Raw genomic sequence first — 11644 nt, forward strand, 5'->3', positions numbered from 1 at the left:
CAGCCACTGCATTAGCCCTTTGGGCCAATTGAGCGCCACATCAAGTCCGGCTAGCGTGGCAATCGGGAAGTGGCTTGGCAAGAGGTGCCTGCAGGCAGGCGATACCGCAAGGCACATTGGCGACAACCGCAAGGCAGAGCGAAGGCATGAACGATGAAAGCGATGCAAGGGGGTAGTCGCTTCGGCGGGAACGACCCCAGGCTGTCTTTTGCGGGGCTGGGCAGGATGCGACTCGGCATCGCCATCCTGCTTGCCATTGCTGCCGGGCCGGGACATGCCGAGTCACCGGATGCAAACGGCTGGCGCTTCGCGATTGCGCCGTACCTCTGGCTACCCAACGTAAGCGGCGCCTTCAGCTTCTCCGGCGACTCGTCCACCGGAGGCGGCAGGCTCGACGTGGGAACCGGGCCCGACAGTTATCTCAAGAACCTGAAGTTCCTCTTCATGATGCAGGCGGAGGCCAGCAAGGGGGACTGGACCATCATCGCCGATGCGGCATACCTGGACTTCAGCAACCACCAGACCACCCTCAACACCGTCGGTGCAGGCGGCGGCGCGGTTGCCATCCCCCGGGAACTGGCGACCAATACCGGCAGCAGCCTGAGCGGCGGCATCTTCGGACTCTCCGCGGCCTATACGGCGCTGCGGGCGCCATGGGGAACAGTCGAGCCGCTCGGCGGCATTCGATACCTGAACCTCAGTGCCAGCGCCAACTGGACGCTATCCGCCACGTTCACGCAGCAAGGCGCCACACTGGCGACGCAGGGCAGCGTGGCGCAGACCGCCAATATCGTCGACGCGATCATAGGCGTGCGCGGGCGAATACGGCTGGGCAGCAGCGACCGGTGGTATCTGCCGTATTACCTCGACGTCGGGACCGGCGCTTCCAGATATACCGTGCAGGCGTCCGGCGGCGCGGCCTATGCGGCAAAGTGGGGGGACGTGCAACTGACCTATCGCTACCTGACCTACCAGCTTGGTAGCGGCGACCTGGTGCAGCGGCTGACACTGAAGGGGCCGATGGTCAGCGTGGTGTTCCGCTTCTGATTTTCATTGGCCGGCACGGATCGGCCAGGCAAAAAAAACCGCCCGATGGCACAACACCATCGGGCGGTTTCCGTTCAGCGATTCCGTTCCTTGCCAGGCCCTTACAGCGATCCGCAAGCCACCTGGGATTCGAGCAAGGCCTTCGCACGCTGGTTGCACAGCGCGCCAAGCAGCGTCTCGGCCGCCGCATCCAGGCGTTCGTGGGTGCCAAACAGGCGGGCCGCGATCAGGCCGCTTTGCAGCGAACCATAAATCACCTGGGCCAGCATCGCCGGCGGCACCGGATACGGCGTCTCACGCTCGTGCTGGCCGCGCTCCAGGAGCTTGGTCAGCCACGATTCGTTGATGTGATAGAACTCCTTGAGCACATGGTGCACCGACTCCGGCAGGCTCAGGATTTCGGTGGACAGCATGCCAGCCAGGCAAATCTGCCCCGAGCCGCAGGTCTGGCGCAGCGGGTCCAGGTACTGACGCGCCTGTTCCAGCACCGGCAAGCTCGCATCGATACCGGCCAGCCGCTCGGAAATACGCCGGCTGTACTCCTTCACCGCCTCCAGAACCAGATCGTCCTTCGACGGGAAGTAATAGTGGATGCTGGAGGTCTTGACCCCCACCAGTTCGGCCAGGTCGCGATAGCTGAATCCATTGAAACCGCGGCTGCGGATCAGGACCAGCGTATGTTCGAGCAGTTGCTCGCGGACGGGTTGCGTTTTCATGGCTGGAACTTTATCTACACGAAGATAGATACTCAACCGGGATTTTCCCGGAGTCAACCGCCAGGCGGCTCAGGCCAGTGTCTGCACCACCACTGTGATGGCTGCACCACTGACGGCGCACAGCGCCAGCCATCCGCCCAGGACCAGGGCATCGTGTCCGATCGCTTTCATGGTAGTTCGCCTAGTAAAAAGCAGACGGGCACCCTTGTGAGGTGCCGTCTGCGTCGGGGTTATCGCCAGATCATGGCGAGATTTCTGGCCTGGGCCCGGGATCAGGCCAGGGCGCCGTCGGTGTACACGTCGGTCGAGCGGGCACCGTCAAAGTACGGGTTGCGCGGACCATTGCCACGGGCGCCGTCCAGGTACGGGTCGACCTTGCGGGCCGGGCTGGCGGAAACGCCCTTCGTGTCCAGGCCGGCGACGAAGCGCGCACCGTCCAGGTACGGATCGGCCGTACGGGCACCGTCGGTATAACCGTCGCGGTTCGTGATGCGGGCACCGTCGGTATAGGCATCGCGGTTACCGATACGGGCACCGTCCGTGAAGGCATCGCGGTTGCCGATGCGGGCGCCATCGGTAAAGGCGCTGCGTTGGTCGTTCACACGATACGAATAACCGTAGGCTTCGCCGCGCGGTTGTGCGGCCTGGGCTGCGCCCGTTACGAAAGCGGCTGCGAGGGCGGCGGCGGTCAGGATGGTCTTGGCGTTCATGATGCTCTCCTTGCTTGGCCGGGCGATCTGGTTCGGTGGTCGATCGCCGGGCAATGGGTCTGTGCTGCAATTTCAGCGGCCTTTTTTTTGGTCCTCACCGCATCTGCTACCTACTGCTAGATAGAGGACCAGGGCTAAAAAAAAGACCGCCTCCGGTTACTGAAACTGCCTGATGATGCTTGGACCGTTTCGCGTTGCCTTGCCGTCTTCTTCTTTCGGTTTGGCGCTGCGTCGCTGTCCATGGCTCGAATACTATCTACCTGTAGATAGATAAGCAAGGGGAATTCGCGATCAGGGTCAAAAAGATTTCTATCGACCCGATTGAAGGCGTTAATTTCGTAGATATGCGGTTGATTTTTAAAGATTTTTCTCGCTGACAACGCCCGCATGCGCTCCGAGCCCACTTCCCATTGGCACCACAAGTGCTAGGGTTATCACACCTGCCCTGCCTTTTTCCCATCGCCCCATGCCGCCCGTCCCGACTGCTCAACCTGCTCCCATCAACTACCGGCGCTGGTTCGTGGGCGCGGTCGGCCTGGCCGGACTGGCCGTGATGGCTGGCGTTGGCCGCCTGCTGCTGTACCGCGCCATCGAGCGCGAGGCGTTCGTGCCCGGCGAGGTCGGCACGTTGCTGCCCGATGACCTGGGCGTGGCGTCGCGGCAATACACGTTCGACAGCGGCGACCGGGCGCTGCATGCCTCATGGGTGGCAGCTGCCGACCCAGCGGCGCCTGCGCTGGCGGTCTTCCATGGCGACGAGGAATCTCTGGCCGACTGGGCGCCCGTGCAGGCATTGCTGCACGCGGCCGGCATCAGTTCGTTCGTGTTCGATTACAGCGGCTATGGCACCAGCACCGGCACGCCGAGCGTCAGCCATCTGCGCCAGGACGCGCTGGCCGCCTTCGCCCAGTTCCGCGCAGCCTCGCCGAAGGCGGCACGACACTATGTCATGGGGTATTCGCTGGGCAGCGGCGTATTGCTCGACGTTCTGGACGATCTACGACCCCAGCCCGACGGGCTGGTGATCGGCGCGGGCTTCTGCTCGGCGCGCTCCGCGGCCGTGGCCACCGGCCTGGTGCCGCGCTGGCTGGCCTGGGCGCTGCCAAACCCGTGGGACAACATCGCCCGGCTGCGCATGTCGAAGCTGCCCGTGATGCTGATTCACAGCCGGCGCGACGAGACCATCCCGTTCCGGCAGGCCGAGCACCTGGCCCGTGCCGTGAATGGCCCAAGCCGCTTTATCGTGTTCGAAGACCTGCCGCACGACGCCGCGATCGAGACGCCGTTCATGAAGACGTTCTGGGCGCCGGTGATCGCCTGGCTGCAGGGCGGCAGGCTGTAACCCTGGCGCCCTGCAGCCAGGAGCCGGGCCCCGGGCACGAGGGCGATTACAGCCTGAACTCGCCCACCACCTTCTGCAGTTCCTGGGCCTGATCGGCCAGTGCGGCCGACGCCGCCGCGGCCTGCTCCACCAGCGCGGCGTTCTGCTGCGTCACGTCATCCATCTGCGTGACGGCCACATTGACCTGTTCGATGCCCTCGCTCTGGTGCTCCGACGCCACGGCGATCTCGCCCAGGATCTGTGTCACGCGGCGCACGGCCTGGACGATTTCCTCCATGGTCTGACCGGCCTGGCCGACCAGCGCCGAGCCGCTTTCCACCTGGCGCGCCGAATCGCTGATCAGCACGTTGATTTCCTTGGCGGCCGCCGCGCTGCGCTGGGCCAGCGTGCGCACCTCGCCCGCCACCACCGCAAAGCCGCGCCCCTGCTCGCCTGCGCGCGCCGCTTCCACGGCGGCGTTAAGGGCCAGGATATTGGTCTGGAACGCAATGCCCTCGATCACGGCGATGATGTCGGTCACCTTGCGCGAGCTGACGCTGATGGCATCCATCGTCTGGACCACGTTGCTGACGATGGTGCCGCCGCGCTCTGCGATGCCCGACGCCGACGCCGCCAGCCCGTTGGCCGTGCGGGCGCGTTCGGTGTTCTGCTTCACCATGGCGGTCAGCTCGCCCATGCTCGACGCGGTTTCCTCCAGCGTGGCCGCCTGTTCCTCCGTGCGCTGCGATAGGTCGGTATTGCCCACTGCGATCTGCTGCGAAGCCGACGAGATCGAATCGCTGGCGCCCTTGATGCGCGTCACCAGGTCGGTGAGCATGTCTTCCATCTCGCCCAGTCCGCCCAGCAGGCGGCCGAAGTCGCCACCGCGCTCGGTCTCGAAATCCTTGCTCAGGTCGCCCGCCGCCACGGTTTCGGCGATGAACTCGGCCTCCTTGAGCGGTTCCTCGATCGCGCGGGCCAGCCGGAACCAGCAGATCACGCTGAATACCAGCACGACGATGGCAAGCGTCCACAGCCAGCTGCGCGTGCTGCCATCGGCCACCTGGCCCAGCGCCAGCACCAGCATTGCCGCCACCAGCAGCACGATTACCCCAAATGCCGCGCCCAATCGGGTGCGCATACTCAAGTTGTCCCAGCCCATGACGGTTCCGCTCCTCGATTTCCGCCCCGAGTTATCCGGGGCTATCGATGGACTAACGGCTGGCCCGTCGCAAAACTTTAGGGCCCGATCTGCAGCGAACCGGCGGTCTGGAAGTCGGCGCCCCAGGCCTGCGCCAGTTGCTGGCAACGGCCCAGCGGCAGCGTGTGCCGTTCGACATCGACCACCACGACATGATCGGCCCAGGCCGGTCGCGCCGGCGACTCGGCGCTGCGGCCATCGGTCAGCAGCCACAGCCAGCGCTGCTGCGTGGGCCGGCGCCGGGCCTGCCACGCCAGCAACTGGTCGGCCCGCGCGGCACCCAGCGACAGCGGCGTGCCACCGCCACCGGCAATCGGGCGGATCCAGTCGTCATTCCATGGCCGCGCGCGCGACGGCGCCAAACGCACCTCGGCGTGCTGCCCCGCGAAGCAGACCAGCGCCACATCGGCGCGCGCCTGATAGGCCCGCTCGACCAGCCGTGCCAGCACGCCCTTCGCCAGGGCCAGTGGCTCGCCATGCGCCATCGAGCCCGAACAGTCCAGCAAGAAACAGTGCAATACCCCGGCGCGCGGATCGGTACGGCGGTAGCGCAGATGCGCGGCATCCAGCAGCGCGCGCCGCTTGGCCGCCAGCGTGCGCGGCCAGTGAATGCGCGTACCGGGCGTGCGGCCCTGCGCGGCGTGGCCCGGGGATAGCGGGGATGACGCACGGATGGTTTGCCACCGATGGCCGCCGGGCCGCTCCGGGCCGGACGGCCGCCGGTGGCTCAGGCTTTTTTTGGCGGGAGCTTCCCGAACGGCTTCAGCGGCTTGACCTCGGCCATGCCGGAGGCTTGCGGCGGCGGCAGTGCGCCCCACGGGTCGGCGGCTTGCGCGGCATGAGGCTGCGGAGCTGGTGCCTGCCCTGCCTGTCCCTCCCGCTGCGGCGCGGCAGCGTGGCGGCGGTGGTGGAGCACCAACTCGGCCACGGCGTCCACATGGCTGGTGTCGATATCCGCCGCGCCCTGCCACGCGGCCAGTGCGCGGGCCGCCCGCAGCATCACCAGGTCGGCGCGCACGCCGTCCACGGCAGCCTCCAGGCACAGCGCGCTGACACGGTCATGGACGGCATCGCCAAATGCCAGTGCACCGAGCGCCCCCCGGGCACGCCCGACCTGACTGGCAAGCGCTTGCTGATGCTGCGCCACCCTGGCGCGGAAGGCATCGGGGTCGGCATCGAACGCCAGCCGGGCGCGCACGATTGCCTGGCGCGCGGCGGGGTCTTCGTAATTCGACAGTGCCAGCGCCAGTCCGAAGCGGTCCAGCAATTGCGGCCGCAAATCGCCTTCCTCGGGATTCATCGTGCCGACCAGCACGAAGCGCGCCGGATGCTGGTGCGAGACGCCATCGCGCTCCACCACGTTGACACCGCTGGCCGCCACGTCCAGCAACTGGTCCACCAGCGGATCGGGCAGCAGGTTCACCTCGTCGACATACAGCACGCCATCGTGCGCCCGCGCCAGCAGGCCCGGCTGGAAGCGCACCTCGCCCTGCTGCAGCACATGGCCCAGGTCCAGCGTACCGGTCAGTTGCTCCTCGCTGGCGCCGAGCGGCAGCGTCACGAACTGGCCATGCGGCAGCAGTTCCGCCAGCGCACGCGCGGCCGTGGACTTGGCCGTGCCGCGCGGCCCGGTGACCAGCACGCCGCCGATGCCGGGGTCCACCGCCGCCAGCAGCAGTGCCTGCTGCAGCGCGTCCTGCCCTACCAGGGCGCTGAACGGAAAGATCGGGCGCATGGCCGCGCCGTGGGCAGAGTGGGTCATTGCATCCCTTCCAGACGCTGTTCGTTGTCGAGCAGATGGTGGGCAATGCGCTCGCGCTGGTCGCCCGGTTCCTGCCATAGCCCGCGCTCCATCGCTTCCAGCAGGCGCTCGCAAATGCCCTGCAACGCGCGCGGGTTGTGCCGCGCCAGGAAGTCGCGCGTGGCGTCGTCATGCACATAGGCGTCGGCCACCAGCGCGTACTGGTGATCGCCCACCACGCGGGCCGTGGCGTCGTAGCCGAACAGGTAGTCCACCGTCGCCGCCATTTCAAATGCGCCCTTGTAGCCGTGCCGCTTCACGCCATCGATCCATTTCGGATTGACCACGCGCGTGCGGATCACGCGGGCGATCTCCTCGCCCAGCGTCCGCACGCGCGGCGCGGCGGGGTTGGCGTGGTCGCCATGATAGATGGCCGGCTGCGTGCCGCCCAGATGGCGCACGGCCGCCACCATGCCGCCCTGGAACTGGTAGTAGTCGTTGGCGTCGAGGATGTCGTGCTCGCGGTTGTCCTGGTTCTGCAGCACCACATCGATCTCCGCCAGCCGAGTGGCAAACGTGTCGCGGGCCTCGACGCCATCGGCCCGCTGGCCGTAGGCGTAGCCGCCCGCGTGCAGGAAGGCTTGCGCCAGATCGCCATCGGTCTGCCAGCGTCGGCCGTCGATCAGCGCCTGCAGGCCCGTGCCATAGTCGCCCGGCCGCGCGCCGAACACGCGCCAGCTGGCCCGTTCCAGCGCGGCGTCGGCATCCATGCCCTGCTGCGCCAGCGCGCGTTGCTCGGCCAGAACGCGGGCGCGGATCGGGTTGACGTCCTCGGGTTCGTCAAGCGCCGCCACCGCGCGCACGGCGGCGTCGAAGATCGCCACCAGGTTGGCAAACGCATCGCGGAAGAAACCCGACACCCGCAGCGTCACGTCCACGCGCGGACGGTCGAAGATCGCCATCGGCAGGATCTCGAAATCCACCACGCGATGGCTGCCATGGGCCCATTTGGGCCGCACGCCCAGCAGCGCCATGGCCTGCGCAATATCGTCCCCGCCCGTGCGCATGGTGGCCGTGCCCCAGACCGACAGCCCCACCGCGCGCGGATACTCGCCGTGCTCCTGCAGGTGCCGCTCGATCAGCTGGTCGGCCGCGCGCAAGCCCAGCGTCCACGCCGTACGCGTCGGCACGGCGCGCGTGTCGACCGAATAGAAGTTGCGGCCGGTGGGCAGCACATCGGGCCGGCCGCGCGATGGTGCGCCGCTGGGCCCGGCGGGCACGAAGCGCCCCCCCAGGCCGCGCTCCAGCTGCAGCAGTTCCTGCGGGCCACAGGCATCCAGGCGCGGCGCCACCTGTTCGCGCAAGCGTGCCAGCACCGCGCCCGACTGCGGCCCGATCCCCTCATCCTCGTCCAGCAGGCGCAGCGCCAGCGCTTCGAGCCGCTCGCGCGTATCGCCATGATGACGCCACGGCCCATCGTCGGTGGCGGCCAGCGCTGCCGGACGGGGTCCGGTCCAGGGCGCCGCCCAGTCGGCATCGAGCGGATCGAAGCCATCGCCCAGCGACAGGTCGGCCGCCAGCGCGGCAAGCAGGCTGGCGCGCTCATCGATCCCATCGCCCACCGGAAAGCGCGCCAGCGCGGCCAGCGTGTCGCGGCGCTGACGGCCTTGCGGCGACATGCCGAACACGTGCAGCCCGTCGCGAATCTGCGACTCCTTCAGTTCGCACAACCAGGCGTCGGTGCGGTTCAGCAGCGCGTCTTCTTCCTCGCCGCTGGCCGGCGCGTCGATGCCCAGTTCACGATGCAGCTGCTGGCCGACAATCGATTTCAGGATTTCCCGGCGCAGCAGCTTTGCGCGGCGCGGGTCCACGGTCAGCGCCTCGTAGTATTCGTCGACCTGGCGCTCCAGATCCTGCAGCGGCCCGTAGTTCTCGGCACGCGTGAGCGGCGGCATCAGGTGATCGATGATCACGGCCTGGGTGCGCCGCTTGGCCTGCGCCCCCTCGCCCGGGTCATTGACGATAAACGGATACAGGTGCGGCAGCGGCCCCAGGATCGCATCGGGCCAGCAGGCATCGGACAGCGCCACGCTCTTGCCCGGCAACCATTCCAGGTTGCCATGCTTGCCGACATGCACCACGGCATCGATGCCGAAGCTGTGCCGCAGCCAGAAGTAGAAGGCCAGGTAGCCGTGCGGCGGTACCAGTTCGGCATCGTGATAGCTGGCGTAGTCGTCCACGCCATAGGCCCGGGCCGGCTGGATGCCGACGAATACATTGCCGGTGCGCACGCCGGCAATCATGAAGCGGCCCTGGCGCACCATCGGATCGGACTCGGGGCTACCCCACCGGGCGGCGATGGCATCCCTGTTGGCTTGCGGCAGTTGCGCGAGCCAGGCCTGGTAATCGGCCATCGCCACGCTCTGGAACGCCGGGCGCCATGCATGCTGCGCCAGATCGTTGGTCACGCCGCGCGTCAGCCCATGCATCAGCGCATCGCCATCCGCAGGCAGCGGCCCTACGGCATAGCCCGCATCGCGCAACATGGTCAGGATCTGCACCACCGACGCCGGCGTATCGAGACCGACGCCATTGCCGATGCGCCCTTCGCTGGCCGGATAATTCGCCAGGATCAGCGCCAGGCGTTTTTCAGCGGCCGGCAGCGTGCGCAGCCGGCACCAGCGGCGCGCCAGCTCGGCCACGAAGCCGATGCGTTCGGCGTCGGGCCGGTAGCGCACCACATCGACTTCGGTATGCGGGCAGCGATACGCCAGCCCCTTGAAGCTGACCGCGCGCGTGATGATGCGGCCGTCCACTTCGGGCATTGCCACATGCATGGCAACGTCGCGCGTGCCCAGGCCCTGGCTGTCGGCCAGCCAGTCCTCGCGGTTGCCGCCGCTCAGGATCACCTGCAGCACCGGCGCATCGTTCGCCAGCGGGTGATCGGCACCGGCCCCGTCCCCGGCGTTGTCGAGCGACGCCACCGAGAACGCGGTGGTATTCAGCACCAGCGATACGCCGTGCGCGTCGCACAGCCGTTGCAGCACCTCGCGGCAGATCGGTTCCTTCAGTGAACTGACGGCCAGCGGCAACGGGCACAGGCCTGCATCGAGCAGCGCCTCGGCCATTGCGTCGAACACATCGGTATTGCCGGCCTGCAGATGCGACCGATAGAACAGCAGGGCCACCACGGGCGCACCGTCCAGGCCGCGCGCCGTCCATTCGTGCTGCCAGTCTTCCACCGTGGCTACGCCGCGATCGCGATGGTAGAGCGCGGCCTGCGGCAGCACCTGCGCCGGCAGCACCGGCGTGCTGTGGCCCCAGGCATGCTGACCCAGGCAGCGGAAAAACTGTTCGGCGTTGCCGGCCCCGCCCTCGCGCAGATAGCGCCAGAGCTGGTGCGACAGCGCCGCCGGCGCATTGCCAAGCCGCGCCAGGTTGTCGTCCTCGTCCAGGTCGCCGGAGAACATCACCAGCAGCTGGCCGCGTGCGCGCGCCAGTTCGGGCAGCCGTTCCAGCCCGTAGGCCCAGTCGCTGGCCCCGCCCAGGTGGTCCACCACCACCACCCGCGCGTGCTGCAGCACTTCGTCGATATAGAGATCGAGAGACGCCGGCTGGCGCAGGTACATCTGGTTGGCAAGCCGCACGCTCGGGTAGCCGGCACCGAGCCTGGGCACCGCGGCGGCCAGCAGCGACAGCGTGGTGTCGGCCGCGCTCAGGACGACGATATCGCCCGGCGTCTGCTCGATGCGCAGCACCACGGCGCTGTCTTCGACAAAGCCGCCGGGCCGGGTGGACAGCAGGTGCATCGCTTCGGTTGCCTGGACTGCTTCAGCGGTCAGCGCGCCAGCGCGGCATCCAGCGACGCCTGCAGCGCGGCGCCGTCAAGTTCCTGGCCGATCAGCACCACGCGCGTGCCCTGCGGCTCGCCGGCACGCCACGCGCGATCGAAATAGCTGTCGAAGCGCTGGCCCACGCCATGCAGCACCAGGCGCATGGCCTTGCCCGGCAGCGTGGCAAAGCCCTTCACACGATAGATCGTGTGCTCGGCCACCAGCTTCTGCAACGCGGCCACCAGCGCATCGCGGTCCACCGTGCCCGCCTGCACCACCACCGAGTCGAACTCGTCGTGATGGTGATCGGCGTGGTCGGGGTCGTCGGCACTGCCATGATGATCGGGCCGCAGGTGGATCGTGTCTTCCGACGCGCGCTGCAGGCCCAGCAGCATGCTCACGTCGAGCTTGCCGGCCTGCGCCGGCACGATCTTGACCTCGGCAGGAATCTCGGGCCGCACCAGCGCTTCCACGGCAGCCACCTGCGCGGCGTCCATCAGGTCGGTCTTGTTCAGGATCACCAGGTCGGCGCTGGCAAGCTGGTCTTCGAACAGTTCATGCAGCGGCGATTCGTGATCCAGGTTCGGATCGGCGCGGCGCTGGGCGTCCACCGCCACCGGATTGGCGGCAAACTGGCCGGCGGCAGCGGCAGGGCCGTCGACCACGGTCACCACGGAATCCACCGTGAATGCATTGCGGATGCTGGGCCAGTGGAAGGCCTGCACCAGCGGCTTGGGCAGCGCCAGGCCCGACGTTTCGATCAGCACGTGGTCGATCTGGTCGCGGCGCTCCAGCAGCTGTTCCATGACCGGAAAGAACTCCTCCTGCACCGTGCAGCACAGGCAGCCGTTAGCCAGCTCGTACAGCTGGCCGGTGGGCTCGCCCGCGTCGTCGCAGCCGATACCGCAACCCTTCAGGATCTCGCCGTCGATGCCCAGTTCGCCGAATTCGTTGACGATCACCGCAATGCGGCGGCCGTTGGCGTTGTCGAGGATGTGGCGCAGCAGCGTGGTCTTGCCGCTGCCAAGGAAGCCCGTAACGATGGTGGCCGGGATCTTGGAGGTTTGCATGCGGA

At 67.6% G+C, this 11644-nt stretch carries 9 protein-coding genes; 2 read left to right on the forward strand and 7 right to left on the reverse strand.

Annotated elements, in window-relative coordinates; translation table 11 throughout:
• Positions 1-153 precede the first annotated feature (153 nt).
• Positions 154-1047, forward strand: a complete 894-nt coding sequence (locus ACOABP_RS20720; RefSeq protein ID WP_474229943.1) for a hypothetical protein — start codon at positions 154-156, stop codon at positions 1045-1047.
• A gap of 101 nt (positions 1048-1148) precedes the next feature.
• Here the strand turns inward: ACOABP_RS20720 and ACOABP_RS20725 are convergent, their stop codons facing one another.
• Both ACOABP_RS20725 and ACOABP_RS20730 read right to left on the reverse strand, forming a co-directional pair.
• Positions 1149-1763 (reverse strand): TetR/AcrR family transcriptional regulator, encoded by a 615-nt coding sequence (locus tag ACOABP_RS20725; protein WP_066737115.1) that lies wholly within the window; start codon positions 1761-1763, stop codon positions 1149-1151.
• Positions 1764-2035: 272 nt separating this feature from the next.
• On the reverse strand, positions 2036-2473 hold the full coding sequence (locus ACOABP_RS20730; protein ID WP_474229944.1) for a copper resistance protein CopQ: 438 nt from the start codon (positions 2471-2473) through the stop codon (positions 2036-2038).
• A 466-nt stretch (positions 2474-2939) separates the two neighbouring features.
• Here ACOABP_RS20730 and ACOABP_RS20735 point away from each other — a divergent pair, with 466 nt between their 5' ends.
• On the forward strand, positions 2940-3815 hold the full coding sequence (locus tag ACOABP_RS20735) for an alpha/beta hydrolase (protein WP_474229945.1): 876 nt from the start codon (positions 2940-2942) through the stop codon (positions 3813-3815).
• 46 nt (positions 3816-3861) lie between these two features.
• Here the strand turns inward: ACOABP_RS20735 and ACOABP_RS20740 are convergent, their stop codons facing one another.
• The 5 genes from ACOABP_RS20740 to cobW all read right to left on the reverse strand — a co-directional run bounded on the left by ACOABP_RS20740 (position 3862) and on the right by cobW (position 11639).
• Positions 3862-4935: a methyl-accepting chemotaxis protein gene (locus ACOABP_RS20740; protein ID WP_474229947.1), complete on the reverse strand. Its 1074-nt coding sequence runs from the start codon at positions 4933-4935 to the stop codon at positions 3862-3864.
• 98 nt (positions 4936-5033) lie between these two features.
• The gene (locus ACOABP_RS20745; protein ID WP_474229949.1) at positions 5034-5501 is read right to left on the reverse strand and encodes a vWA domain-containing protein; all 468 of its coding nucleotides are present in this window, start codon (positions 5499-5501) and stop codon (positions 5034-5036) included.
• Positions 5502-5722: 221 nt separating this feature from the next.
• On the reverse strand, positions 5723-6757 hold the full coding sequence (locus ACOABP_RS20750; protein WP_474229951.1) for a magnesium chelatase ATPase subunit I: 1035 nt from the start codon (positions 6755-6757) through the stop codon (positions 5723-5725).
• A complete protein-coding gene (gene cobN / locus ACOABP_RS20755) occupies positions 6754-10545 on the reverse strand; it encodes a cobaltochelatase subunit CobN (RefSeq protein ID WP_474229953.1) in 3792 nt (1263 codons plus the stop codon). Before cobN ends, ACOABP_RS20750 begins: the two co-directional genes overlap by 4 nt.
• A gap of 29 nt (positions 10546-10574) precedes the next feature.
• Entirely contained in the window at positions 10575-11639 is a 1065-nt protein-coding gene (cobW, locus tag ACOABP_RS20760; protein WP_474229954.1) for a cobalamin biosynthesis protein CobW, read from the reverse strand.
• Positions 11640-11644: the final 5 nt, after the last annotated feature.

It is taken from the genome of Cupriavidus sp. HE11, assembly GCF_056097175.1.

Coding starts and splice junctions, on each gene's coding strand:
- ACOABP_RS20720 (WP_474229943.1), top strand. CDS start 154: ATGAAAGCGATGCAAGGGGGTAGTCGCTTCGGCGGGAACGACCCCAGG.
- ACOABP_RS20725 (WP_066737115.1), bottom strand. CDS start 1,763: ATGAAAACGCAACCCGTCCGCGAGCAACTGCTCGAACATACGCTGGTC.
- ACOABP_RS20730 (WP_474229944.1), bottom strand. CDS start 2,473: ATGAACGCCAAGACCATCCTGACCGCCGCCGCCCTCGCAGCCGCTTTC.
- ACOABP_RS20735 (WP_474229945.1), top strand. CDS start 2,940: ATGCCGCCCGTCCCGACTGCTCAACCTGCTCCCATCAACTACCGGCGC.
- ACOABP_RS20740 (WP_474229947.1), bottom strand. CDS start 4,935: ATGCGCACCCGATTGGGCGCGGCATTTGGGGTAATCGTGCTGCTGGTG.
- ACOABP_RS20750 (WP_474229951.1), bottom strand. CDS start 6,757: ATGACCCACTCTGCCCACGGCGCGGCCATGCGCCCGATCTTTCCGTTC.
- cobN (WP_474229953.1), bottom strand. CDS start 10,545: ATGCACCTGCTGTCCACCCGGCCCGGCGGCTTTGTCGAAGACAGCGCC.
- cobW (WP_474229954.1), bottom strand. CDS start 11,639: ATGCAAACCTCCAAGATCCCGGCCACCATCGTTACGGGCTTCCTTGGC.